Source organism: Nocardia sp. NPDC056564 (genome assembly GCF_042793755.1).
Taxonomy (GTDB): Bacteria; Actinomycetota; Actinomycetes; order Mycobacteriales; family Mycobacteriaceae; genus Nocardia.
The window spans coordinates 706,967-731,562 of sequence record NZ_JBHTUR010000001.1 but is presented as its reverse complement, the minus strand read 5'-3'; the positions used below and the strand labels follow the sequence as shown (position 1 = coordinate 731,562).

General features: G+C 63.5%; 28 protein-coding genes and 1 pseudogene. 23 read left to right on the top strand and 6 right to left on the bottom strand.

Going from position 1 to position 24,596, the window contains the following annotated elements:
• The first annotated feature begins 117 nt into the window (after positions 1-117).
• From ACFQ9K_RS03230 to ACFQ9K_RS03210, 5 genes are all read left to right on the top strand, one after another.
• Positions 118-1,275 (top strand): hypothetical protein, encoded by a 1,158-nt coding sequence (locus tag ACFQ9K_RS03230; RefSeq protein ID WP_378717531.1) that lies wholly within the window; start codon positions 118-120, stop codon positions 1,273-1,275.
• Positions 1,263-2,015, top strand: coding sequence for a hypothetical protein (locus ACFQ9K_RS03225; RefSeq protein WP_378717530.1), 753 nt, complete (start codon positions 1,263-1,265; stop codon positions 2,013-2,015). The genes ACFQ9K_RS03230 and ACFQ9K_RS03225 overlap by 13 nt, the downstream gene beginning before the upstream one ends.
• Before the next feature lie 73 nt (positions 2,016-2,088).
• Complete coding sequence (locus tag ACFQ9K_RS03220) at positions 2,089-2,346, top strand: hypothetical protein (protein ID WP_378717529.1); 258 nt, start codon at positions 2,089-2,091, stop codon at positions 2,344-2,346.
• Positions 2,343-2,771 carry a hypothetical protein gene (locus ACFQ9K_RS03215; protein ID WP_378717527.1) on the top strand — a complete coding sequence of 143 codons (429 nt, stop codon included), beginning with the start codon at positions 2,343-2,345 and terminating at the stop codon, positions 2,769-2,771. The genes ACFQ9K_RS03220 and ACFQ9K_RS03215 overlap by 4 nt, the downstream gene beginning before the upstream one ends.
• 46 nt (positions 2,772-2,817) lie before the next feature.
• Entirely contained in the window at positions 2,818-3,024 is a 207-nt protein-coding gene (locus tag ACFQ9K_RS03210; protein ID WP_378717525.1) for a hypothetical protein, read from the top strand.
• A 240-nt stretch (positions 3,025-3,264) separates the two neighbouring features.
• On the opposite strand, the pseudogene ACFQ9K_RS03205 reads toward ACFQ9K_RS03210, so the two are convergent.
• Together ACFQ9K_RS03205 and ACFQ9K_RS03200 are read right to left on the bottom strand one after the other, a co-directional pair.
• Positions 3,265-3,603 (bottom strand): annotated as a pseudogene (locus ACFQ9K_RS03205) (IS3 family transposase); the annotation flags it as partial.
• A gap of 152 nt (positions 3,604-3,755) precedes the next feature.
• Positions 3,756-5,198: an alpha/beta hydrolase gene (locus ACFQ9K_RS03200; RefSeq protein WP_378717523.1), complete on the bottom strand. Its 1,443-nt coding sequence runs from the start codon at positions 5,196-5,198 to the stop codon at positions 3,756-3,758.
• Positions 5,199-5,309: 111 nt separating this feature from the next.
• On the opposite strand from ACFQ9K_RS03200, the gene ACFQ9K_RS03195 reads away from it, so the two are divergent.
• The 11 genes from ACFQ9K_RS03195 to ACFQ9K_RS03145 all read left to right on the top strand — a co-directional run bounded on the left by ACFQ9K_RS03195 (position 5,310) and on the right by ACFQ9K_RS03145 (position 14,049).
• Positions 5,310-5,993, top strand: coding sequence for a hypothetical protein (locus ACFQ9K_RS03195; RefSeq protein WP_378717522.1), 684 nt, complete (start codon positions 5,310-5,312; stop codon positions 5,991-5,993).
• Positions 5,994-6,027: 34 nt separating this feature from the next.
• Positions 6,028-6,537: a TIGR04338 family metallohydrolase gene (locus ACFQ9K_RS03190; RefSeq protein ID WP_378717521.1), complete on the top strand. Its 510-nt coding sequence runs from the start codon at positions 6,028-6,030 to the stop codon at positions 6,535-6,537.
• A 34-nt stretch (positions 6,538-6,571) separates the two neighbouring features.
• A complete protein-coding gene (locus ACFQ9K_RS03185) occupies positions 6,572-7,162 on the top strand; it encodes a hypothetical protein (protein WP_378717520.1) in 591 nt (196 codons plus the stop codon).
• Complete coding sequence (locus ACFQ9K_RS03180) at positions 7,159-7,668, top strand: bifunctional DNA primase/polymerase (protein ID WP_378717518.1); 510 nt, start codon at positions 7,159-7,161, stop codon at positions 7,666-7,668. Before ACFQ9K_RS03185 ends, ACFQ9K_RS03180 begins: the two co-directional genes overlap by 4 nt.
• Positions 7,665-8,552, top strand: coding sequence for a bifunctional DNA primase/polymerase (locus ACFQ9K_RS03175; RefSeq protein ID WP_378717517.1), 888 nt, complete (start codon positions 7,665-7,667; stop codon positions 8,550-8,552). The genes ACFQ9K_RS03180 and ACFQ9K_RS03175 overlap by 4 nt, the downstream gene beginning before the upstream one ends.
• Positions 8,553-8,666: 114 nt before the next feature.
• On the top strand, positions 8,667-8,867 hold the full coding sequence (locus tag ACFQ9K_RS03170) for a hypothetical protein (protein WP_378717516.1): 201 nt from the start codon (positions 8,667-8,669) through the stop codon (positions 8,865-8,867).
• Between the two features lie 62 nt (positions 8,868-8,929).
• Complete coding sequence (locus tag ACFQ9K_RS03165) at positions 8,930-10,531, top strand: ISL3 family transposase (protein ID WP_378717514.1); 1,602 nt, start codon at positions 8,930-8,932, stop codon at positions 10,529-10,531.
• A 136-nt stretch (positions 10,532-10,667) separates the two neighbouring features.
• On the top strand, positions 10,668-11,630 hold the full coding sequence (locus ACFQ9K_RS03160) for a tyrosine-type recombinase/integrase (protein WP_378717512.1): 963 nt from the start codon (positions 10,668-10,670) through the stop codon (positions 11,628-11,630).
• Positions 11,620-11,970, top strand: coding sequence for a hypothetical protein (locus ACFQ9K_RS03155; RefSeq protein WP_378717511.1), 351 nt, complete (start codon positions 11,620-11,622; stop codon positions 11,968-11,970). Before ACFQ9K_RS03160 ends, ACFQ9K_RS03155 begins: the two co-directional genes overlap by 11 nt.
• A gap of 241 nt (positions 11,971-12,211) precedes the next feature.
• Positions 12,212-13,774, top strand: coding sequence for a tyrosine-type recombinase/integrase (locus tag ACFQ9K_RS03150; protein WP_378717510.1), 1,563 nt, complete (start codon positions 12,212-12,214; stop codon positions 13,772-13,774).
• Positions 13,771-14,049, top strand: coding sequence for a DUF6262 family protein (locus ACFQ9K_RS03145; protein WP_378717509.1), 279 nt, complete (start codon positions 13,771-13,773; stop codon positions 14,047-14,049). Before ACFQ9K_RS03150 ends, ACFQ9K_RS03145 begins: the two co-directional genes overlap by 4 nt.
• Before the next feature lie 627 nt (positions 14,050-14,676).
• On the opposite strand, the gene ACFQ9K_RS03140 is transcribed toward ACFQ9K_RS03145, so the two are convergent.
• Together ACFQ9K_RS03140 and ACFQ9K_RS03135 are read right to left on the bottom strand one after the other, a co-directional pair.
• On the bottom strand, positions 14,677-15,198 hold the full coding sequence (locus ACFQ9K_RS03140) for a type VII secretion system-associated protein (protein WP_378717508.1): 522 nt from the start codon (positions 15,196-15,198) through the stop codon (positions 14,677-14,679).
• 50 nt (positions 15,199-15,248) lie between these two features.
• The gene (locus ACFQ9K_RS03135; protein ID WP_378717507.1) at positions 15,249-16,172 is read right to left on the bottom strand and encodes a hypothetical protein; all 924 of its coding nucleotides are present in this window, start codon (positions 16,170-16,172) and stop codon (positions 15,249-15,251) included.
• Between the two features lie 599 nt (positions 16,173-16,771).
• Between ACFQ9K_RS03135 and ACFQ9K_RS03130 the strand changes: the two genes are divergently transcribed.
• A complete protein-coding gene (locus ACFQ9K_RS03130) occupies positions 16,772-17,428 on the top strand; it encodes a bifunctional DNA primase/polymerase (RefSeq protein ID WP_378717506.1) in 657 nt (218 codons plus the stop codon).
• A gap of 264 nt (positions 17,429-17,692) precedes the next feature.
• On the opposite strand, the gene ACFQ9K_RS03125 is transcribed toward ACFQ9K_RS03130, so the two are convergent.
• Positions 17,693-18,130 carry a hypothetical protein gene (locus ACFQ9K_RS03125; protein ID WP_378717504.1) on the bottom strand — a complete coding sequence of 146 codons (438 nt, stop codon included), beginning with the start codon at positions 18,128-18,130 and terminating at the stop codon, positions 17,693-17,695.
• A gap of 687 nt (positions 18,131-18,817) precedes the next feature.
• Between ACFQ9K_RS03125 and ACFQ9K_RS03120 the strand changes: the two genes are divergently transcribed.
• The gene (locus ACFQ9K_RS03120) at positions 18,818-18,976 is read left to right on the top strand and encodes a hypothetical protein (protein WP_378717577.1); all 159 of its coding nucleotides are present in this window, start codon (positions 18,818-18,820) and stop codon (positions 18,974-18,976) included.
• Here ACFQ9K_RS03120 and ACFQ9K_RS03115 read toward each other — a convergent pair.
• Entirely contained in the window at positions 18,935-19,375 is a 441-nt protein-coding gene (locus ACFQ9K_RS03115) for an ADP-ribosyltransferase (RefSeq protein WP_378717574.1), read from the bottom strand. The genes ACFQ9K_RS03120 and ACFQ9K_RS03115 overlap by 42 nt on opposite strands.
• A gap of 1,494 nt (positions 19,376-20,869) precedes the next feature.
• Here ACFQ9K_RS03115 and ACFQ9K_RS03110 point away from each other — a divergent pair.
• From ACFQ9K_RS03110 to ACFQ9K_RS03090, 5 genes are all read left to right on the top strand, one after another.
• The gene (locus ACFQ9K_RS03110; RefSeq protein ID WP_378717503.1) at positions 20,870-21,937 is read left to right on the top strand and encodes a DUF4192 domain-containing protein; all 1,068 of its coding nucleotides are present in this window, start codon (positions 20,870-20,872) and stop codon (positions 21,935-21,937) included.
• Positions 21,938-22,087: 150 nt separating this feature from the next.
• The gene (gene dprA, locus ACFQ9K_RS03105; protein WP_378717501.1) at positions 22,088-22,993 is read left to right on the top strand and encodes a DNA-processing protein DprA; all 906 of its coding nucleotides are present in this window, start codon (positions 22,088-22,090) and stop codon (positions 22,991-22,993) included.
• A 90-nt stretch (positions 22,994-23,083) separates the two neighbouring features.
• A complete protein-coding gene (locus ACFQ9K_RS03100) occupies positions 23,084-23,584 on the top strand; it encodes a hypothetical protein (protein ID WP_378717500.1) in 501 nt (166 codons plus the stop codon).
• A gap of 176 nt (positions 23,585-23,760) precedes the next feature.
• Complete coding sequence (locus tag ACFQ9K_RS03095; protein ID WP_378717498.1) at positions 23,761-24,282, top strand: hypothetical protein; 522 nt, start codon at positions 23,761-23,763, stop codon at positions 24,280-24,282.
• A gap of 28 nt (positions 24,283-24,310) precedes the next feature.
• Positions 24,311-24,547 (top strand): hypothetical protein, encoded by a 237-nt coding sequence (locus ACFQ9K_RS03090; protein ID WP_378717497.1) that lies wholly within the window; start codon positions 24,311-24,313, stop codon positions 24,545-24,547.
• Positions 24,548-24,596: the final 49 nt, after the last annotated feature.

The following is a 24,596-nucleotide window of genomic DNA, read 5'->3' as shown; positions in this document are numbered from 1 at the left end:
CCTGTGCAGCCGCGCACGGGGTTCTTTCGTTCTGTCGAAAGGCGTTGTGTCATGCCCACATCCACCGTGGTCGACCTGTTGTGCTCGCGCTGTTCGCACCCCGCTACCGGCACCACCGTGACCGCGACGGCCGCCGGCGAGTGGTTGTGCCCGGACTGCGCCTCCACCATCGCGGTCTGCGCTGAGTGCGAGGAGATCACCCGTGAGGTTCATCGCACGACCGACTCCACCGTGCTGTGTGCGCGGTGCGTCCCTGGATGGACCCAGTGCACCGACTGCACGGGCTACACCCGCGATAGCCGCGTCCTTGTCGATGACCGCCACGCACGCCATGACCGCAGCATCTGCGGCGCCTGCGCCGATGCCTATGCCAGCTGCGACGAGTGCGGCCATTCCACCACGGAGACGTTCCGCGTCGAGGGCGGCAACGACGTGTGCCGCATCTGCCTCGATGACAACTATCACGAGTGCGCCGAGTGCTTCACCCTCATCGCCTACGACGAGACCTACTGCGAAGGCTGTTCTCCCGTCGAACATGACGCGGTTCACCGCTATGACTACAAACCCTGTCCTCGATTCCATGGCGAGGGTCCGTTGTTCCTGGGGTTGGAACTGGAAATCAAAACCCCGGAACGTCAATTCGGGGACGCGATCGATACCGCGGTAAACCACCTCGGCGATCTGGCTTATCTCAAAGAAGACGGCTCGATCCGTCCGTGCGGATTCGAGTTGGTGACTCACCCGATGAGCCACGAGTACGCGCGTACCCGGTTCCCGTGGCCGCTGCTGCGCCGGTTGCGGCTCTTGGGTTGCTACACCGACACCGACGTCGGTATCCATGTCCACCTCTCCCGCGACGGATTCAGCTCCCCCGCCCACATCTATCGGTGGTTGAAGTTCATCTACCGCAACGAAATTCCCGTCACGACGTTGGCGCGGCGGTCCTCGACCTGGGCGGTGTTCTCCCCTGACGCGCGCTCGAGTGTGATCCATTACGCCAACGGTGACCGGCACGCCAATCGTTACGAGGCCGTCAATGTGCGACCGCCCGACACCTTCGAGCTGCGGATCTTCGCCAGTTCCCTGCAACCCCAACAGGTCCAAGCCGCGCTGGCCTTCGCCGCGGGGTCGGTCGAATACACCCGCGACCTCACCCCTGCCGACATCGCACGCAACCGCGGCTGGGAATGGACGGCGTTCACCACCTGGCTGCGCGGGCGCCCGGAATTTTCACCGCTTCTCGCCGAACTGGAGGACCTCGCATGTGCATCCTGACCTTCGTCAAACCCGGCGTCGACCCCGACCTCGACGCCCTGCACGGCGGCGCGGTCGCCAACCCGCACGGGCACGGCTACGCCATCATCACCGGCGACACCATCACCGTCGGCCGGGACATGGACCCTGACGCGGTCATCGCCGAATTCGCTGCTGTGCGTGAGCGATTCCCCGACGGCCCGGCACTGTTTCATTCGCGCCTGGCCACCCACGGCGTGGCGGCGGTGGAGAACTGTCACCCCTTCCTCGTCGGCGGGGACGCCCGAACAGTCCTCGCGCACAACGGGATCCTGCCCGCCGAGGTACACCCCGGGCCGGCCGATCCACGCTCGGACACCCGCATCGCCGCCGAAGACTTGCTGCCACGCCGGCCCTTCGGATCCCTGGACTCGTGGGCCGGCCGGGACCACTTGGAACGCTGGCTGCGCACCGACAAAATGGTGCTACTCACCGTCGACCCCTCCTACCGCCACCAGGCCTACATCTTCAACGAACGCCACGGCCACTGGGAGCAGGGGAGCTGGTACTCCAACCACTCCTATCTGCACGCGATGTGGGCCAGCGGTGGCGAGTGGGATTTCTGCGAACACTGCGGCACCGTCAACGAGGACGCCCTCGGCCCGCACTGCCGTTTCTGCGGCTACTGCGCCGACTGCTCGGCCATCTATCCCCACTGCGATTGCCCCGCCCTGCACGGCCAGGAGCGCTACGCCGACCTGTTCGACCTCGAAACCGCCTGACCCCCTCCACCCACCACGAACACCGCATCGCGGTGGCCGGCTCGTCCCGGCCGATGGAAGGCATTGCACGGCAATGACACAGAACCTGAACCTCCCCAGCATCCTGGCCCGGCTTCGCGATATCCATGACCAGCCGGTCATCCTCAGCACCGACGGCCGCCAGATCCGGCTGCTCATCCACGAACATGACAGCGCACACAGTGGCCGGCACTACACCGACCTGGCCCCGGATGCTGCCGATGAACTCGCCGCAGCGTTGACCGGGCGCTCGCGCCCCCGGCCGGCCCGTGGCCGAACCCGCTGGCTTCCCCAGTTGAGGGCACGGCGATGACCGGCTCGTGGGTGCCCCCACATGCCGTGCTCGAATCCGAATCCGAGTTCCTGCGCCGCGTCCTCAAAGGCATCGATCATTGGTTCGTCGGTGGCGCTACCGGTCCGGACCCAGGCGAGCCACGCAAACTGCTCGCCAGCCGCCTGGCCGCCATCGACCAGGCAGACCATCCGGACGACGAGGACGCCGAGACAGATCCGGTGCTCGAACTTCTCGGTGCCGAACTGCACCGGCTCCAGCACTGCCACGCCCGCGCCGCCGTCCTCACCCGCGGTGGGTTCCGCCACGACGGCGTGCGCGTCAAAGCCGTCCACCGCCACCACACCGTCCTGCACTACGGCAACGACGAGTTCGGATTCCTGCTCCCGCTGTCGTTCATCGAATCCGTGCAGCAACTGCCCCGATCCATCTCCGAAAGGGCCTGACTTGCGCACTGCACCACCCATCACACCCGTATCGGAGGAGCCAGCGGTGAACACTGATTGGACCTGCTATTCGGCGAGGTTACGTCTGGATCCCCGCTACGAGCGCGACCTGCTCGAGGACACCCGCGCCGTCGCACACGTCGTGATCGCCGGATATCACGCGGCCTTCGCCGCGGAGCCCCGGCCGGGCACCGTCCTCGCACCGTTCCCCGGGGTCGACCTGGCCAGGCCTACGCCGAGCACGGTGCCGTGATGGCGCTGGTGCGTGTGGAGCACGCGACCCAAGTCGTCATCACCGACGCCGACGGAACTAGGTCATGTCTCCCAATCGGATTTTGTGGTTTGAGCTCCTGTAGGCCGCCAGGTCGGACATCATGTTCGCCGTGGTGACGGCGGTTGGTGATCGGTATCGGGTTCTGACGGATAGGAGTGCCCCGAGTTCGGTTGACTCGCTGACCTGCCCCACGTTTCGTTACCTGCCCGGATGCGAATCTCAGGCGGTGATGGACTGGCGTTCGTAGCGCAACTCGTGCTCGTTCAGCGATAGATAGTCGAGCTGGGAGTGGCGCCGTTGCCGGCTGTAGAAGATCTTGATGTAGTCGAAGATCGCGTTCCCCAGATCGACTCGTGTTCGCCACTTCTTCCAGTTCAGCAGCTCGATCTGCAGGCTCGACCAGAACGATTCCATCATCGCGTTGTCGTAGCCGTCACCTATGGTCCCGAACGACGGCATCAGGCCGGTGGCGCGGATCCTTTTGGCGAACGCCCAAGAGGTGAACTGGACACCATGATCTGCATGAACAATCCCGCCCGGCAACGGTTTTCGGTTCCTAGCGGTGCAGGGCTCTGTCGCCGACGCAGTCGTTGCTAAATACCCCACCCACTCAAGCATATAGCTCAAAGCACTGACTGGCACTGGGACAATGTTGAGAACGAAGGCCGTGGTCAAACTGGACTCGAGCGGCCGACTGCCCTGCGACTCGGTTACTCTTCTATAAGATGTCCATGTCCGGTAACGATCAGTCCAATATTATGCAAGGACCGATTGCCGGAACCGAAATAGACTTTTGCGTCGTGATCGCTCGGGTTCCATCCTCCTCGGTATTCGCTCCGAGTGGAATCGGTACCGAAAACAGTGGCCCCAAAACTGCGAGCCACCGGGCTGACACCGTGAGTGTCCGGCATAAGTTGTACTGAGTCGTGCCGCGCCATGGTAGCGAATACATGATTGCCGATATCTTCGGGCGAAACTCCCGTCAGGCGCAGATCAGCGACGCCCTGCACTCCGGCGCCGGAGCTACCTATAAAGACCAGATTATCGGTGTCGAGAATGTTCCCACCTCCGGCTGAGTGTCCAGCAAGAACGCCGCCGTAAGAGTGGCCGATCGTCGTGTTACGCGACGACTGGCCCTGATGAGTGACCCGCAATCCTTCATGATATTGCCGTACTCTTTCGGCGCCATTCTCAGCCATATGCGGATATATTGCCTCCGGCATCGAGCGCGGCTGATTGTAATTGCCCCACAACACGACCGATGTCTCGTTCTGCGGGTCAACCGAAAGCGCTGCCTGTCTTATCTGCTTCAACGTTAGACCGGCATACCTCACACCATCTCTTACGCGCGCGGCAGGCCAGAGCACAATCGCGATATTGTCAGCTGTATCCGGGTTGCCGAACGCGTACGCGAAACGGAGCTCGTCATCGATATACGACAAGTAATAGGGCGGAAGTCCCTCACCGGAGGAACCGATCATGTCTGCTATTTTGTTATAAATATTCAACCCCTCGAGATCACCGCACATCTCGGCCCGAGTTCGCAGCGCCCGCAGATTTTGTCGATTATACCTGTCGCGATCAATTTGAGGAATTCCGTCACGGTTCCCGATGAACGGGTCAGCGTGAAACAGATCTTTCTTTTCAGGCTCAGACAAGGTCGACCAGAACTCGTGAAGCCGTCTCGGATCTTCGGAGACAACTAGATTTGGGCGCCGATTCGAGCCACAGTCAACGTATTCGGCGAGCCCTGGAAACCTGATCGGCCGCGCGGATTCGATATCAATGCGGTGAGGCTCCGCAACTGCGTGCCGCAGCCCATCCGCGACACCACCGAAATATTGCTCACCAATAGCGGTTCCCACATCGCGCATACTGGACTCTAGTTTCCGCCTCAGATGCGCCAGCATGATTTTTTGGTGAAAGGTATAGGAAAGAAAGCTTTCTACATCTGCTTTCATATCGAACTCATGCAAATAAAATCGCCCCCCGAACGAGTTCGTTCCACGAGAAAGCCTGCAAAGAATACATCGATGACCTTCCATCCAAACCTGCAAACAGGGTTTTGCTGTCGCGACCGCCATCATAAACAATATAAAGCCGAACCAGCTTGTCCAGATGCGATTTTCGCCGAGATTGAGGTCCGCGTCCACTGCGTGGGACCCCAGACGGTGCCGCCAGCATCATCTTGTCGACCGCACCCCACACCGACCCATCTGTTCGCGCCAATACCCCGAACCTGCTTCGCCCCAACATAATCCGAGGTGAGCATGACCGACCCCTTACTCCCTCCGATGGGCGCCGCGCGCCCTCCCATCCCTGTCCGCCTGGCCGACGCACCCCGCTCGGGCGGCCTGGTCGTCCCCTACATCACGCTGACCCACCGCGACCGGACCCGCCCGGTCTGGGGCAAGGTCCACGCCCCGGCCCAGCGGCGGGTCTGGCGTCAGAAGCTATGTCAGATCTGCGGGCAGCCATTGCTCGATTGGGCCGTCGTGTATCTGCGGCCGGCCGACTACACGCGAGGTATCGCCGTAGAACCCGGGATGCACCCCGAATGCGCGCACTATTCCGCTTCGGCTTGCCCCGTCCTGGCCGGCCGTATCAACCGCTACCACCCTGACCCCGACCGCCACCTCAGCCCCTGCGGCGACACACGCTGTGCGTGCCGGATCTGGACGCGCGTCACCGAAGTACCGCCCCATCTCGCGGGCCAGCCTGCCGAAGCCTGGTACGAGGGATGGCTTCCGTTGTCGGACTACACCGTCGTCACCGACCACGGCAACGACACGACTCCACCGATCACCGGAGTCGACCTCCGTGAGGTGCGGTTGCGAAGGCTGCGCCGAATCCGTTCCGGCGGGCCCGGCGGTGAACAGCCCACGGATCCACTCGCCGTGATCATCGCCGTACGAAAGATCTTCGGCTACGGCGAGGACCTCCAGTGACCGCCAGCAGCCACCTCGCCCTAGGTGCACCAGCGTGACTCGCGTGGCGCGGCGCGACATTCACCGCAGCCGGGTATATCGCGCTGAACAGCGGCTGTGGAACCTGCTCGATGACGCCGACCGCACTGGCGAGCGCATCGTCGAGCTATCCGGCGCGCCGATATGCCTGCCGGTGGAAAAGCGTCTGCCCGACATCGAGGCGGTTGCCGCTTATCTCGATGGCGTCCTGGCTTTGCGTGCGGTACGCCGCTGCTACGGCCGAGCAGAACTTCCGCTCACCGTCCGTGCCCGCCGCGGCGCCCGCGCTCACGGCCATTACGAGCCCGCCACCGCGACCATCGCGATATCCATGCACGACCCGCGCGCCGTGCGGGAACTGCTGTTGCTGCACGAGCTGGCGCACCATCTGCAGCCGCCCCGCTCCTCTGGGCACGGACCCGAATTCTGCCGTGTCTACAGCGATCTCATCCATCACGCGATGAGTCCTCAAACCGCGGGCCTGCTGCGCGCTTACCTCGCGGATACGGGCGTGCGCTGCCGCTAGCCGGCGACATCTGACTCATTTAGAGAGGAGAGTGATGACGATACTGCTCGAGACGGCCCATCGGATCGCCGAGGAACTCGGAGCCGGCTGGCGCGCCGAGCGTGGCTACATGGTCCGCGCACATGTGCTGCTGCACGGCCCCGACACCGAGACCCTCACCATCCTCGACGGCGACGACTCGCACCGGCGCACCGAGCACGGCCGATTACACATCAGCGCCGACTACGGCGAACTACGCCCTCACCTCAATTCCGGTGAAGGTCGTGACCGCATCACCGTCGCGTCACACAGATCGGCCGCCGAGATCGCTGCCGAGATCACTCGACGACTGCTGCCCGACTACACGACCACTCTCGGCTTGTGCCGAACCCGCGCGCGAGCCCACGCCCGCCAGCAGGCCCGATATCAAGCGACTCGCAATGTCTTGTGCGAGGCACTGGCACCGGCGCAGCTGGTGCGAGACGACCGGATCTCCTTCGATGACTACGGCGACGACATTCGCGGTGAGGTTCGCGTGCTGTCGTGCGGGACAGCCGAATTCACACTCTCGGTGTCGACCGCGCATGCGCTGGAGCTCGCTCATTCCATTGCCGCCCGTCGTGCCCACGGCAGCGGACCGCAATGACGATCGCTCCCGCGGTATCCGAGCCGGATTTGCTCGAGGCCGCAATCACCAACGCAGAGCGCGGCTTTCACGTCTTTCCGCTCGGCCCGCACACCAAGGTCCCCGTGTTCAAGCAGTGGGAAGACAACGCCACCTGCGACGTGGACCGCATCCGCCGGTGGTGGCGCAGACGACCCACCGACAATATCGCCGTCGCGTGCGGGCCAACGGGCCTGCACGTACTCGATCTGGATACAAGCCACGACCACCGCAACTCACGGTCGCCCTCAGTCGATCCCGACGGCCGTCACGTCCTGGCCCAGCTCGCCGCCCGCAACCACCAACCCCTGCCCGTACCCACCTACACGGTGCAGACCCCGTCGATTATCAACGGGTTGGTCCGGGTTCTCTTAAACGTCATCGAAGACTGGAGCAAACGGGTCTTTGCTTCGTTGATTCATTGTTATCAGCGGGTGTGCAACAACACATCCCGAATGCATCGCGCCGCCGGATTGGAGGATCGATGATCAGGAATTCCGCTCTGCTCCGCGCGGCTTTGGCTGCAGCCGACCGTGGCTGGAGCGTTATCCCGTTGGTCCCGCTCGGGAAAACTCCCGCGGTGCGTGGTTGGGAAGATCGGGCCACCACCGATCCCGATCGCATCCACAGGTACTGGTCTGGCGGTGCGCGCAACAACATCGGCGTCGTGACCGGAAAGTCGGGCCTGGTTGTCATCGACCTCGATGACAGCCACGGCGGCCACGCGCCGAAGAGGTTCACGGGTGCACGCCACGGCCGAGATGTGTTGGCGCTGTTGACTTCTCGCGCTGGCGAAGAATTGCCGACCGACACCTACACTGTGGCCACGCCGACGGGTTTTCACCTGTATTTCCGGGCACCGACCGGGCTTGCGCTACGCAATACGACGGCCAAGCTGGGTTGGCGGATAGACACTCGCGCGCACGGCGGCTACGTGGTCGCGGCCGGTTCGATCGTCCGCAACGGCAACTACCGAGTCGTTCGCACACAGCCTGCCGCTGAGCTGCCCGAGTGGCTTGCCCAGGCGCTGATACCGCCCGCACCGCCCGATCCCGGGCCGCCACTGTGGCTGCCCGTCACCCGGGCCGCTGCCTATCTCAGCGCGATCGTCGACAGCGAAGCACGAGCCGTGACGACAGCCGAAGTCGGCACCCGCCACATCGCCCTACTGAAAGCGGCCCGCACCCTCGGCCGATTAGTGGGCGGCGGGGAGTTGACCGAGTACGACGCCAGGAACGCACTGATCGCGGCTTCGGCACCGCATGTCGGCACCGCCGGCTACACCACCGGTGAGGTGGTCCGCACGATCGATGACGCCATCGCCTATGGCAAGCGGCTTCCGCGAAGCATCAGCGACGCCGCGCGGCGCTGAACGCGACTCGCCGCCCGCTCGGGGGCTGACGTGGACGCTGATCGTGATCGTTAATGTTTCGCATCAGTTTGACCGATCCTGACCAGCAATTTTCGATGAGACGGGGAATCGCGCGTGGCGCATGCGTTGGCGGTGCTGCCCTCGTCCGGGCGGCGCACCTGGATAGTGATCGACTCTTCGCACCACACGGTCGGGCCGGTCGAGCAATGGCTGGAGGCGCACCGGCACCTGTGGTCGCCGAACACCGTCCGCGGCTATTGCACGGCACTGTCGCCAACTCTTGAATACTGGATCTGGCACACGTTTCGTGATTGACCCAGGTCGAGATCTGCTGGGGCACTGGGTGGTTGAAGAAGGGGTGGTGCTCTCATCTCGAAGTGCTGACGATCTTGTTTCCGCATCTCGACGGGCTGGAGATCGGTGCGGTTCGTGCCGCCGGTTCCACGGTCCGGATCGACGCGGCCACCGCCGACGAACACGCACCGTGCCCCGGTTGTACGGCACCGTCGCGGCGGGTCCACTCCCGATACCGGCGCAGGTTGTCCGACACTTCGATCACCGGCCGGGAGGTCGTGATCGTGCTGCGGGTCCGTCGGTTCTGCGACAACATCGACTGCGGGAAACGGACTTTCGCTGAGCAGGTGCCGCAGCTGGCCGCCCGCTACGGACGGCGCACACTGCTGCTGCAGCGGGTGTTGTGCGCGGTAGCGCTCGCATTGGGCGGCCGCGCCGGCGCGAGGCTGACCGGGCACCTGGCGGCGAGGGTGAGCCGGATGACCCTGCTGCGGCAGATCCGTGCGTTGCCCGACCCTGAACAGGTCACACCCACCGTGCTCGGGGTGGACGATTTCGCGCTGCGCCGCGGCCACGTCTACGGGACGATCCTGGTCGACATGAACACCAGGCGGCCGGTCGACGTGCTCACCGACCGCACCGCCGACACCCTCACAGCCTGGTTGAAGGCCCATCCTGGTGTCGAGATCGTCTGCCGCGATCGCGCTGGCGCCTACGCTGACGCCGCCGCGAAAGGCGCACCACAGGCGATCCAAGTCGCAGATCGCTGGCACATCTGGCATAACTTCGGCGAAGCCGTCGAACGCACCGTCGCGCGTCATCGCAGCCTTTTGACCGCCACGGCCGACCCGGACCACTCGACCGGGCTGCCCGATATCGCCGACGTCGCGACCAGTTTGCATCGTGGCCCGGTCGAACCAGCACTGCGTCAGGACCGCACCGCGCTCCGCACCCGTCAGCGCTACACCGAAGTCCACGGGTTGCTGGCCGAGGGAGAGACCATCCGCGGCATCGGCATCCGGCTTGGTCTGGCCCGCGGCACGGTTCGCCGGTTCGCCCGAGCCCAGTCCCCGGAGGAATTGCTGGTCAACAACCGCACCGGCTACCGGACCGGTCTGCTCGACGAATTCAAGCCCTACCTGCATCAACGCTGGAACGAAGGCTGCACCAACGCCACCAGACTGTTCGAAGAGATCCGATCACGAGGCTACCGAGGCCAGGCCAGCATGGTCCGCGCTTACCTGCAGCCGTTCCGCGCGACCGCCCACATTCCAGCACCTCCTCCGAAGCCGCCAACGGTCCGCAAGGTCACCGCCTGGCTCATGACCCATCCAGCCAACATCGACCCCGACGACCAGCGTCGGCTCGACGCGATCCTGCAGACCAGCCCCGAACTGAAATCGCTTGCGGGCCATGTCCGCGCGTTCGCGACGATCATGACCGAACGTCGCGGCCGGGAACTCGAACAATGGATGACCGGCGTCGTTGCCGACAACCACCCCGCCTTGCACTCGTTCGTCCGCGGCCTGCGCAGCGATCAGGACGCGGTCACTGCCGGCCTCACTACTCGGTGGAGCAGCGGGACAGTCGAAGGCCACGTCAACCGGATCAAAATGTTGAAGCGGCAGATGTTCGGACGCGCGAACCCAGACCTGCTTCGGAAGCGAATCCTGCTGAGCAACTGACGAATACGATCCGGGCTTCACGGAAATTGGGCCAGATCCAGGATTCAGGAGTTGTTGACAGGCACTCGCTCAGTGGTGGACCTTCCTCGAACAGCGTGGTGAGACCAACCGGTGGACCGAGGCCGGTGTGGCGACCGTGACGGGGTTTTTGTCGTGGCTACGCAACGGTCGCACCGTCGAGCACAGTCTCATCGCCCCTGATTGGAGTCCGTCGCCGCAGACTCTGGAGGCGAGGCTCGCGGCGTTGATCTCGTTCTACCGGTGGCAGGAAGCAGTTTTCGGGGTGCCCGTTGCCGGGCGACTGCTCCGTGGAGCTCCGCGCCGGAGCCCGGCACGCGGGCTGCTGGCCCATCTTGCTGCGCGCTCCGCGCCTCAACCGTCGTCGCTGGTGCGGGTCCGCTACCACCGTCACCACGATCGGCCACCGCTGCTGCTACCTGACCAGATCCAGCGGATCCTCGACGGCTGCGCGGTCGCCGACCCTGTCACCGAGCAGTGGGTAGGCAACCTTCGCGACCGGTTCTTGTTCGCATTGCTGGCCGAAACCGGATGCCGCCTCGGTGAGGTATTAGGTCTGCGGATCAGCGACTTCGTGATGGGCCGCGGCGGCACCGCCTACATCGAGATCGTCCCCCGTGAGGACAACGCCAACGACGCCCGAGTCAAGATGATGCGCCCACGGCGAGTCTATGTCGGCGCGGACCTCGAACGATTATTTGCCGATTACGTCACCCACTTGGCTTGCCGGGCCACGGATTTGGGATTCACCGTCACCTCGGACTCGGCATTGCTGGTCAACCTGGACCGCCCTCCGTTCCTCGCGCCGATGCGAGAGGGCACCGTCCGGGACAAGACGACGGCGTTACGGCGCAAGGGCATCGGCGCCGACGGGTGGACGCCGCGCTGGTTTCGGCACAGCCACGCCACCGCGCTGCTGCTGGCGGGCACCCCCGAGTGGGTGGTGTCACGCAGATTAGGCCACGCGCACGTGCAGACCACACTCGATCTCTACGGATGGGTCCGCGAAGACGAAGCACTCCGGGCCGCCGCGAACTGGCGCGCCTACACCGCCGCCTGGCAGGTGAACGATGGCCGATGACCACCCCACCGGCCTTCGACTGGCCACCCAACTCGACCGGTTGCGCGCGGACCTGCCACCCGCCTGGCGCGGCCCGGTCATCGGACCCGCGATCCCCGGCTGGCTCGACGCTCCCGGCGCACACATCGACAACCTCCATCTCACCGACCTGCCCGAGCCGTTGCACACCGAGTTGGCGTGGATCGCTCACTGGCAGGAAATCATCGACGGCACACCAACATCGGTGCAGACCATCAACCAGTTCGGCCTCGCCTACCGCCTAGGGACCGCCCGGGGCCGTGACCTGCCCACCTCGATCCTCGACATCGACTGGCAAGCCGCGGAAGCACTGCTCGGCTGATATTACGCCACCCGCTGGAAACGGCCATGCCCGCAGCCTGTCGCGGCAGGCTACGTGGGTTGTTCAGGATCCCGCACCTGGCCTTGATCGTGGCCTGCCACGACGGACCCTGGTGGGAACTCGACACGTGGCTTCCACGCTGCGACCCCCGTATCCCGATCGGTGACCGCGAACCTCACGCCGGGCGGATCACGCCCGCAAACCTCACCCAGCCCTGGCTGCGCGCCGCCGTAAATGGCACTTGGGTACCCAACTCGAAGCTGGGGTGCTGCGCTGGGGGACCATCTGCCAAGCCCGTCAACTGACCCGCTTCGATCGATGGATCACCACCGCCTTCGACGATCCACGCGACGTGCTCACCGACCCCGCCGCGGCCTCGGCTCACGCCGCGGCGTTCCGCCGATGGGCCGCCGACCCGCTCAACCGTATGAACCGGCCCAGCGACATGCACCGATCCGGCAAGCCCGTTCATCCCCGCCAGGTCAACGACGATCTGCGGGCGATCGCCGAACTCTTCGATTTCGTCGCCGCCAATCCCGTCGAAGCCCGCACCGTCCTGGGCCCTTCACCCTGGCCAGCGATCACCGCGACCCATGGCGACGCCTGGCGACGCCAGCTCATCCGCACCCGCCACACCACCGAACTCAATGACGACCACTACGTCGATGATCACGCACTCGCCCAGATCATCGCGGCACTGCCGCTGCTCGGGCTGCCCCGAGGCGAGCACATGCTCATAACCCGCGGGGACGGCACCACGAAAACCGCGCAGGGATACGGTGATCCGCAGGTCATGCGAATGATCCTGCTGCAGATCCTCACCGGCCGCCGCTCGAGTGAGATCCGCCTCTGCGAATTCGACTGTCTCGCACCCGCTTCCGCCGCAGCAACCGACTCCGTCGACGGCGCCGGGCTCAGCCGGCTCCGCTACGCCCAAAGCAAGATCGCTACGGCCCCGGACACCATCCTGGTCGACGATGACGTTGCCGCCGTCATCGAAGACCAGCATCAGTGGGTCCGCGACCGGTTCCCCGGTGTCGTCCTGCCTTACCTGTTCACTCAACGATTTAGCAATCTCGCAGGGATAAAACCGTATGCCGCCGGGACCTACAACCGGACATTGAACAAATTCAGCGATGTCGTCCAGATCAGCGACAGCAAGGGCAGACCCGTCCGCCTCGGTCACACCCACAGATTCCGGCACACCAAACTCACCCGCCTGGCCGAACTCGGGCTCCCCATCAAAGTCCTGCAGCGCTACGCCGGACACGCCACACCGACGATGTCGATGCACTACATCGCCCAACGCGAGGAACACGCCGAACAGGCGTTTCTGGCCACCGCCAAGTTCAAAGCCGACGGCACCCAGGTCAGCTTCTCCCGCGAGGACCACGACGGCATGCGCCTGTTCGACCGCGCCGACCGCATCCTCCCCCACGGGTGGTGCCTACTACCGCCCCTGCAGACCTGCGACAAGGGCAACGCGTGCTTGACCTGCTCGGTCTTCGTCACCGACCACAGCCACCAGACCACGCTGCAGCAGCAACTCACCGATACCAACGCACTCATCGACCGCACTGTTACCGCGTTCCAGGATCGCCACGGCAAGCCCATGCCCGACGACAACGTCTGGCTCGCCCAGCGTCGAGCCGAACAGGCCGCGCTGACACAGTTGCTCGCCAAGCTGCCCGACCAACCCGGACGCGCGCTCGAAGGTGGCGGATGCGCCGCGGCTCCCGCTGCCGCGCACGGCCCGACTCGCATCGAGCTCGACCTCACTCACCACCGCAGGACACGACCGTGACCGACTCCCGCGACCGGCGCATCGCCGTGCTCACCACGGCCGCGAAAAACAAGTCCCACAACAAGACCCGCGCCGCCGAACAAGCCATCCGGACATTGGTCAAACGCCAAGAACCGATCACCTTCCAGGCCGTCGGACGCGAGGCGGGCGTATCGCACGCCTTCCTCTACAACCACCCCGAACTCCGCAGTCGGATCGAAACGCTGCGTGCCCAATCTCAGCCCGCCCGCACGGCCCCGACCCCGACCCCGAATACCGAAGCTCCCTCGTCCTAGCCCTCACCAACCAGATCACACAGCTAAAAAAGCAATATCGCCGTCAACTCGATGAACTACGCGATGCACTCGCACAAGCCCACGGCGAGAACCTCGACCTTCGCCGCCAACTCGCTCTCCGTGGAGGCGACCCCCAACGCCCCTAACTCGGGCCCCTATTGCCGTGCCGTGTTCCTCCGCCTGCCCATAACACTCGCCACAAACCCGGCGGACCTCAAATATCCGGACTCGGCTTCGCCATAAAGTCGCCCATAAAAAGGCCGACGCAAACTCCAAACAACCTACGAAAAACGGCCGCTAAAGAAATTATGAGATGAAGAAATGCGACGCACAGTCCTGAAGAAACGTTCCCTGATATGCCACCAACAGTCAACAATGGCCAGATGCCATCAGCCTGGCCCCGACCCACCCACGCTCCTCCGCACGGATTGTGACCCATGAACGACGGTGGGTGCTCCCGCAGCCAGCCTTTCGACGCTCAAGCTCCGACATCCACGAGCCCGTCGCCGCCCCCGAATCCTCACTCCGACAAAGTAGCCAACCACAATTGCGACAGCTCACACCTCGTTTCCGCAGTTCAGCGGACATTACGAAAGACAAATCGTCCGGTCACCGACAGCCGAGTCCTCATTGCTCGGTGCGACGCAGAGCGCTATTGGCGAGCCGGAACTGACGATCCCCATCCGGGTTGACCAAGATATCGGCTTCTAGCGGCACGATCTCGGGCAACATCTTGCCGACGACCGGCCACCAGCGCGGGACGGACAAGCGCCGCTTGTGAATCTCGGCAGTGATCACCAGAGCACACGACACTCCATCAGGAGCGGAGCCGATCACCGGCTGATCACTGTCGTCGCAGGCTATCTGCACCACCTGGTTCTGCAGTGCCGGGATGATCTCACCAGCGCGGTCCTCGCCACGAGCGATAAGCTGAAGGATTGCGTCGACAGGATCGCTAGGCGTGGAATCGGTCAGCGGCATGTACTGGGGATTGGGGTGAAAAGGGCCGAGCGCATCGTCGGTGTCGAGCATCCAACCACCGACCATCACTTCCGGTGGAGGACTGTCCCCGGCGGTATCAGCATGCCAGTTCGGGTCGACCAGCACGAACCAGTTGTCCTGGCGGATCGCTCCCTGCATGGGCTCCATGACCTTGGCTCCTCACTCAGTGGTGGACTGAATAATCCGACTGCCATGGGCTAGCCGTCACCGGGTCCTGGGAAGACTTCGAAGCCGGGTGCAGTGCCGTCACCGCGAAGCCTCAGCAGCGTGACGTACATATCGGAAACACCCACATCGGAGATATTGTTGTTGACGGACGCGGCGATCAGCCCTTTAGGAGCATAGACGTCGCCTGTCGTGACCCCTGTGCGGTGCAGGTAGTCCGCCGTCGATCGTGCGACCATCGCCTCGTCACCGACTTGACACGACACCAGCACCACAGGGGCGTCGGGGCTTGCCCCGGCCGCCCGCGTGAAGTGTTCATTCGTCGCCAAGATCTTGCCGTATGTCTCACCATCCACAGTGACGGTTGTCCACCGCGGCAGCAACCGAGATCCGAGTTTGGCCTTTACCATGAAAACATCGGTTTCGCCATGCGCTTCGGCATAGACTGGCCGCTTCGGCGTCAGGCCCTGCGCCCATGGGGCTGTCTCCGGTTTTTCGGCGCTGAAGCTGGGGTTGTTGGTGGCTCGTGTCTCCTCAAGGTCGACGAAGGCACGAGTCACTGTGGTGTCGGAATTTCTCGTCGGAGCGCTCGCCCATTTCCCGGATGTGTCGTCACCCGGTCTGCTCGGGAACATCACTCCGATGGTTTCCCCATCGGCGTCCTTGAGCGGAACGTTCTTCACATCCTCGGGCTGGAACGATACCGGCTTTCCCTTGGCCGTCGTACCGGACAACGACAGATCCGAGTGCGTCGCGTCAGCCGATCGCGCACCGCCGTCAGGCATTGACCGAAAGAATTTTCCGCCCTCGGCGTCGGCCGTCGTGGCCTGCCGCACAGCCAGCAGAATTCCGTCCGCGGTCTCACCACTGCGCCTGACATACACCTCCGCAGCTTTATCTGCGGCGATACCGATTCGTTGGGCAGCCCGCACCAGCAGAGCGGAAAGGCTGAACATCAGCAACCGCCGACGCGCATAGAAAGGGCCGATCTTGAGCAGGGATCCCGAATGACGACGACTTCACCCTTACAGCACACGGTTCAAGATGATGTCAACGCTACCGATCACACTGCGGTAACACCTTCTCACCACTGGGAGGGGTTCAGCGGGCGACCACCGACCCGACACCCCCATGTTTGCGCAAATCAGCAGCTCCCACTAAGTGACAGGCGCACACAACGACCTTTCTACCGGGGTGCAGCTCTCCGCTGGGCGGGACTGTTGATCAAGCAGCGAGCTGGTAGTCGCCAGGGTGGACGCGTTGATGTTCATAGGTGAGGTGGTAGTTCCAGTAGGCGGGGAAGTCCCCGATCCCCATCAGGGCTCATAGGCGCAGGACGGCTTCGGCGCCCTCGAGTCCCCATCTACTGCCGGTGATTTCGAGGCGATCGGCGGTGGGGCGGCGGGCAGCTTGGCGATCGGCAGTTTGTCCCACCACGCTCCCAGCGATGGTGCGGACTACGAGCGTCGCCCACCGAGCCACCGAACGTCAAGTTCCCTCCCACCCAGGTAGCAACAACTTCAATTCGAACATATGTGCGATATGTCGGTCAAGGGTGTCGCCACCCGGACCTCTACCGCCCCACATCCAAAAGCCGTTCCAGCGATCGAAACAGCACCACCACCTGGCAAAAGCCCCAGACAGCACGCCCAACCAAGCGATAACGCACGGGGGCCTGCATCTGTATTACCGCGCACCACGAACACCATCGCTGCGCAATACGATCGCCCGGCTCGGACCTCACATCGACAGCCGGGGTAACGGCGGTTACGTCGTCGCCGCCGGATCGGCCCTACTCCACGGCGACTACCAGCTCCTCGACCACCGCCCGCCTATTCCCCTACCAGCGTGGCTCACCGAATTGCTCAACCCACCGCCCCCGCTTCGGCCACACACCGACGCCGCGGTCCATCATCGCGGTGCCTACGTCGAGGCCGCGATATCGAATCAATGCGCCCGTATCCGATACGCCCACACCGGCACCCGCCATCGCGCGGTTCTGCTGGCCGCCAACAGCCTCGGCCGCCTCGTCGGCGCGGGACTGCTCGACTACACCCACGCCCAGTCCGTCCTGTTCCAGGCCGCCGCCGTGCATGTCGGGATCGACGACTTCACCACCGATGAAGCCACACGCACCATCACCGACGGCCTGACCTATGCCGCCCAGCGCACCGTACCTACATTAGGAGGAATTGCATTTGATGCAACATAGTGCCGCTTTGTGGCACGGCTGTTTCCGCTGCTCACAGCGGATTCTAAGGTGGTGTCGAAATCCGCGATCAGATCCGCGCCGGGACAGTAATCGCGGTCTCGGCGGCCAGGTTACCAAGGTTGGCAATTAGATACTGCGCGAAGCGATAACTGCACGTCAACGCAATCGCTCCATGAGCTTGCTCCCTGGCGCATCTGCTCACCCGAACTTCCGAGCGACCCTCGGCTGAATTCGACCTCGATCGCGCGGTAGCCAATCAAGGGTTCAAGCCGATTCACTACCGGTGGGACCGTCGGTCTGCACAGTCACGGTCAGCGCGACCTCCGATACTTTCAAGATCGGCTCCGGTGCGGCAGCCAACTGCTCACCTATCTCGGTCAACCGCGTAGTCACGCGCTCATGCAGAGACGACAGCTCCTGGGTCGCCTGGCTTGCGTTACGCCAGCAAACCGCATCGCGCCACCACGGATTGTCGATCGACCAGGCCCAGATGACCTCGCCCACCAGGAGGCGGTCAGAGGTATGTACTTGGAAATGCTGTTCTGCCGATCCCGCACGATACTCCAGTTCATAGGTACCTTCGGAGTACACGCAGGTCTGAACGTAGTGTTGCGCTTCACGTTCCACGACGAGGAACGGATTATCCGGATCGGCAAAATCAGCGAGCAGCTCCTCGAGTAAGTGCTTGGTCAGATACGGCATGATAGTTCCGTCGCCGACCGTGACGAGGACATCAGCACGCCCTCGTGGATCGTAGAGGCGCCGGACTTGGGGTCCTAAACGGCTAGGCCGCGTGCTTTCGTCAGTTCCAATACCGAACGGAGATTGCGGGTAAAGCTCGGCCACCAAGTCGACACGACGGCACCCCGAGTGTCCGCGGTGGTCTCGACCAACAGAAACCCATCCTCCGCGCCGCCATATCGATGATTGATCTCGGCGACGAAATCGCACACGGCAGGCCATGGTGCCGTCTCGTCCGGAGACGTACACATCGCAACGTAGAGCTCAACAGCTTGTTCGACCGACGCCACCCGAGCGGCCGGTATCACAGCAAAGTCATAACTCACCACACCACTTACGACCGGTTGCATCCTTCGCAGCGCACATCCAGTCAAGCCATCGACCACATCGAGTCACCTGAGCATGCCGCCTTCCCAAAGATGGCTGAGGCGGGGCAAGCCATACACAGCGATGTCAACCTCTCCGGTGGTGTAGAAATTCGCGACCACAACCCTCGCTCCCCGATGGGCGGTGTCCGAATTCACGATCAGATGACGTCCACGTTGGCGATCAGAACCAGCCAGCGATACCGCCATCCTGCTGGTGCCCGCCAAACTCCGGGTGGCACACTATGCACGACACGTTGAGCGATAGGCAGGCGGAGGCAAGGTGACAACGCACGACCCTGATCTGGATGGCGAGATCGAGAACGCCGTCGTCGACTACATTCGAATGATCGCCGACGTCACCACCCAAGCCGGCCCCGGCCGCCCCGAGGAACGTAAGCTAACCGCTCGCCGACTCCACGATCTTGGCATAGAGATGTAAACTCCGCCCTTCTTGCTTTACGCTGGTAAACTCATATGCGAGCCCCCGTTGTAAGATTATCTCGCGCTGATCGGGAAACACGCTTGCCCGGCCGACATACAATCCCTTAGTTCCTTCCGGAACAGTAAGATGCAGATGAGCACCGGCTTTAATTATCGGAGGACCCGTGGGGTTCCTTCCCAGAGATCCGGACGTATATCCTGGTTCACGCCATGTTGTTCCGACCAGCTCGAACGGGCTTGCACCTTTCTGCATAAAATTCGAGTCTGCCAGACTTCGTAAGATCTCCAACCCCTCGGGAATCGGACTATTCAATGCCTCGTCCATAAGATTAATTCGCTCTTCGACCTCCTGCCATGTGGGCCATCGTCCAAATGCGTAGGTGAACTTCCCGCGCATGCCAGAGCGCATCCTGATCGTTGACTGCAGCTCGCGATACGGGTCTGGTGATTCACATATACTTCGCACGAGACTGCGCTGGATCGGATTCAAATCCTTACGCTCCGCCGCCTGCCATATGTCCGACAGCTCGGGAATCGTGCCCTTTACCAGCTTGTATAATTCCCATCCGCTTCCAATATCTCCATAGAATTGCGCAAGCTTCCGCTCTAGCGCAAAACGGTCAATAATTCCATCCGGCCGCAAGATTAGATTGAATGGATGAGAGAGATTCGTATACCTGAGTACCTGATTCCTACATGCCGGCGAAAGATTACGGAATCTGTTCAGCAAAAACCTATCGCCATACTCCTCACCTTCCCGATCGGATGCAAATCTCCGAATTCCATTAGACTTCAGCCCGGGTCGTCGATCCATTCCGCCGCTTGCGCCAGGGAATCTTCTGACGATTCCAATTCTTAAATCATCCAGTTCAGAAAGGTCCATAAAAGGTGTTACAAAGTGTCCATCAAGCCGCTTTGTTTCGCCGACGAACTGTTGAATATCAGAGGAGCACCCATGTATTACGTTCCGATTCGTCCGCGCATACATCTCAATAGTGTCTCCCAATCTCAAAGATATTTGCCTAAATTCTCTGATCCATGAACGATCCATTGAATTTATAGTCCGACACGAGGGTCTTTTATCACTGCCACGTTGCCAGCCAGGGAAAGCGGCTCGAGTATTGCTGCGGTAATCCCGAGCAAGAATTGGCCCGCGACCTCCCGACCGTGACAGACCGCGATTGGGAACGTCGGCCTAGATTCGGCCGCGCCGCCGATACAAGACCTAGACCAGAGATTCGCGAGCGCATTCGTGGCGCGATTCCAGGCATATGAAGAACTGATGGCAGGCAACAACCCCCGGATCTGGCAGCTTGCACAGGTGTGCTCGGGTAGCAGCAAGCCAGCATCACCAACTGGATGTCATACAAGGCACAGCCGTTCGTCGAGGACAGAAATTTTCACACGCAAACGTACGAGCACGATCGGGAGAGCCTTTCTTCAGATTCGTCCTCAATGCTACCGCTACCAAGATCTGGGTTCGCGACGAGTCCGCCAAACGAGCGTGGTCACGACTCGGTCGAAATCTCCTGGCGCGGTATCTCACACACCGCGGTCCGGCCTTTTACGGCCGACGGGTTTCTGCTCGCGACCAACGCGTGCGATGGAAACGATTTGGCGAATGCGACCCGCACGCGGGAGCCGTGGTTGCTGTGCCGGTACCGTGTGCCGACGGCAACGCGCCGATGATCCTCGGTCAGGGCAGCAGTGTCGATTTCACGCTCGCCTACCGGCGGGCGATGGCCTTGTGACCCGCCCGAACTTCGGCGATCTCCGCCGCCACGACCCACGACACCCGACCCTACCCTGGCTCGTGGTGCACCGCGTGTGTGCGGTTGGTATGGCCGGAGGTCGGCGTTTACCTCAATCCTATTCTGGCCCAGGAGGCTTCATGCCCTCGATCGAGAACCCCGACACCTTCATCGCTACGCTCGTCGCCGCGGTTCCCCGGCCGCGCGCACGGTCGGTGGTGTTGGCGGGGATTCACCTGCTCGGGTGTTGGCCCGACACCTACATTCGCTGCGGGATGGCGATCGACCCCGACCTCTACCTGACCGATAGTGACCGGCTGGCCGACGACTACCTCGCGACCACACCGATCCTGGCCCAGGCGCTGCGATTCTGCCAGCACTACCACCCCGACTTGATCGCGGTCGTCATCATCGACGACCCTCGCCTGAACCGGCCGGTGCCGCGCGAATCCCACCGCGAGCTGGTACGCGCGCTCGGTGACCGGTTACGTGAGGTCGGCACCGGACTGCTCGACGCTTGGATCCTCAGCGACATCACCGCTGGGCAGCCGTGGGCCAGCCTGCTCGACGGTGACACCGGAACTCTGCCCGCCGGCACCACCGCCAGCCCTGATCCGCTTGCCACGCAACCCCTCCCGCCCATCAGGGCGCTGCCCGACTGCCTCGAACCCGACCCTGACCTCACCGGCCAGGTCCGAACACAGCTGGCCGATATCCGCGCCGACGGCACCGAAATCCCTGCCGCCGACAGCGAGCAGCGCAGCGACTCGATCGCTCGTCACCGTGAGCAGCTGCGATTCGTTCTCACCCGGATCCATGTCGCCGGCACGGATTCGGCGTTGGCGGCTCAGGATCTGGCTCGCGTAGCGATCATCCTGGGTGAGGAGAGGATTCGCGCCTGCTTGTACGCGCTGGCGACCGGTCCGCGCGGCGCCGCATGCCTGCCGATGTGGACCCAACTGGTCCGGGCACTGCCCGCACCCGAACGCACGCAGGCCGCGATGCTGCTCGCGGTCACCGCCTACACCCACGGCGACACCGCACTGGCCACCACCGCCATCGCCATCGCACGCACCGACGAGCCCACCAATTCCGCCGCGGTCACACTCTCCACCGCCCTCACCTGCTCCGTGCCGCCGGAAAACATCCGCGCCCTGTTCCAGCGTGGATATGACACTGCCACCGAACTCGGTATCGACCTCGACTGACCACGCGCACCGTCGGCCGCAGAGATCCGATTTTCGCAGATCCGCGCCGACACGGTACTTGCCCATGCCGCCTACCGACCGAGGAGCTTCCATGAATACATCTGTACCCCTGCGTCATTCGGTTGCCCTTCACGCCGCGGTGGTGAGGCGGTGATCTCGGATGAGCGGCAACTGATGTGGGCCGCCCTTGCCCGCGCAGCGTTGACCGCCCCGTCCCAGGTCCGGTCGTTGATCAGCCAGGTCGGGCCCGAGCAGGCCGCGCACACGCTCACCACCCGCGGCACCCTCATCGAAATACGCGGAGATCTGCGCGATGCCGCCCGCCGCGACCTCGACCGCAGCGCGGCGAACGACGGCTACCTGATGACCCCGGACGATCCTTGCTGGCCCGTACGTCGCCTTGCCGACCTCGACGCCGAACACCTCGACACCACCGCACCGATAGCGCTGTGGACCCAGGGCACCAACCGGAGGGCACTGTCCACCCACAACACCATCGGCATCGTCGGTGCTCGCGCCGCCACCGACTACGGCCGCCGAGTGAGCGCCGACATCGCCGGCGACCTCGCCGACCGCGGATGGACCGTCATCAGCGGCGGAGCCTTCGGTGTCGACGCCGAGGCCCATCGCGCCGTCCTGGCCCACGGCGGCACCACGATCGCGGTCCTGCCGAGCGGACTCGATCACCTCTATCCGCACGCGCACACGAACTTGTTCGCCGAAATCGCCACCACCGGATTGCTGCTCAGCCAATACCCGCCCGGAACACCGGCCGCACGCAATCAATTCCTCGCCCGCAATCGCCTGGTCGCTGCGCTCTCGCGCGCTGTGGTCATCCCCGAGTCCGGGATACACGGCGGAACACGAAACACCGTGCGATGGGCGATGAAACTCGCCCGCCCCGTGTTCGCCGTACCGGGCCCGCGCCGCTCCCCGGCCTCCGCGGGCTGCCACACGATGATCCGCGACGGCGAAGCCGAACCGGTCACCAGCACCGCCCAGATCCTCGCCAGCCTCACCCCGCCTGCTGACCTCACCGGCGGGTCCTCTACTTGATCGGGCCGTCCGCGGATGCCGAGCCGACCGTGGCCACGACGACATCGGATTCGCGCTTGTGTGCATCATCGATGAAAGGAGTTCTCGGTCATGGGGCAGTACTTCGAGGCGATGTTCCTCGCACCGGACTGCGACGAGATCCTCGGCACGATGTTCAGCGGAGTCCTCAAGATGAGCGAGTCCGGGATGTTCGGCTACCACTACGCCCGGCCGGTCGAAATGGTCGAGCGGTTACTCACCCAACCGGTCCGCGTGGTCTGGGCCGGCGAGACCGCCGACCCGGAACCCGATCACCTCGACCCGACCAACCTGCACTGGCGGGCAATGGATGCTCCCCGTCTGCCCCACCTCGATCAGGGACCGGTCGGCCGCTATCTGCTCAATCATGACCAACGCCGCTACGTCGACAAGAACGCGGCCAGCAACCACGACTGGCACGTCCATCCCCTCGTCGTCCTGACCGCCGAAGGCTGGTACGACAACGCCGACCCTATCGGCGACTGGGCGCGCGAGCACATATCCGTCGCCGACACCGTCCCCGGCGGCTTCGAAGAACTGCTCTTCACCTACACCCACCCACCCTCGTCGTAGCTCGGGCGAATCGCCTCGCACGAACCCGCCGAGAACGACGGCCCACCGGCCCCGGTCGGTGACTCACTCACGATCCGAGCGGCTCGATCGCTGCCCGGACCCCGAGGGCCGCCATGGCGCAGGTTCGGGCGTGCCGCGCAGTCCATCAACACATCCAGGAAAGGAATCCCGAGGTCATGGGCCAGTATTTCAATCCAGTATTTCTCGCCACCGGATCCGACACCATCACCGGATACGTCCACAGCAGGGGTACGAAGATGTGCGAACAGGGATGGATCGGCGTCGCCCTCGTCACCGGCGTCGAGCGTTTGCTCATCGAACCGACCCGCGTCGTGTGGGCCGGTGACTACGCCGACCCGGAGCCGAATTCCAGCGACAACCTCTACTTCTTGGCCTGCCGCAAGGCACCGCAACTCTTCGACCCAGACCACTGCCAGCCGACGACTCCGGTCGGCCGCTACATCCTCAACCACGACCAACGCCGCTATGTCGACAAGGCCACGGTCCCGGGCAACGACCGCGGCGACCGGGTTCATCCCCTCGTCGTGCTGACTGCCGAAGGCTGCGGTCTCGGCATGGGTGACTTCGGTGAGTGCGACGACGTGGTCGGTATATGGGCTCGCGACCACATCAGTGTTGCCGACACCGTCCCCGCAGGCTTCGACGAGCTTGCCTTCACCTGCATCGAGAGTTCATGACCCCCGCCGACCGTAGGAGGACCTAGCCATGTCTGAGATCGCTGCTGTCGAGACCCTCACCCGCGAGCAGTACCTGCAACGGCAGTACCACGCCACCGCCGGGCCGAGCACCGACCTCGAGGACACCGCCGTGCTGGAACGCTGGCGCACACAACGGCCGGACTGGCGTGGCAAGTACTGGACGCTGTCCCCCGACGAGGGCGAGGTGTTGCGGCTGCGCCCGATCAACGTCGCCGCACGACGCGCCACCACCCCAGCGGCCTGACATCAAACCCGGGGCGCGATCCCGGGTCGTATTCGTCACTGCCATTTTC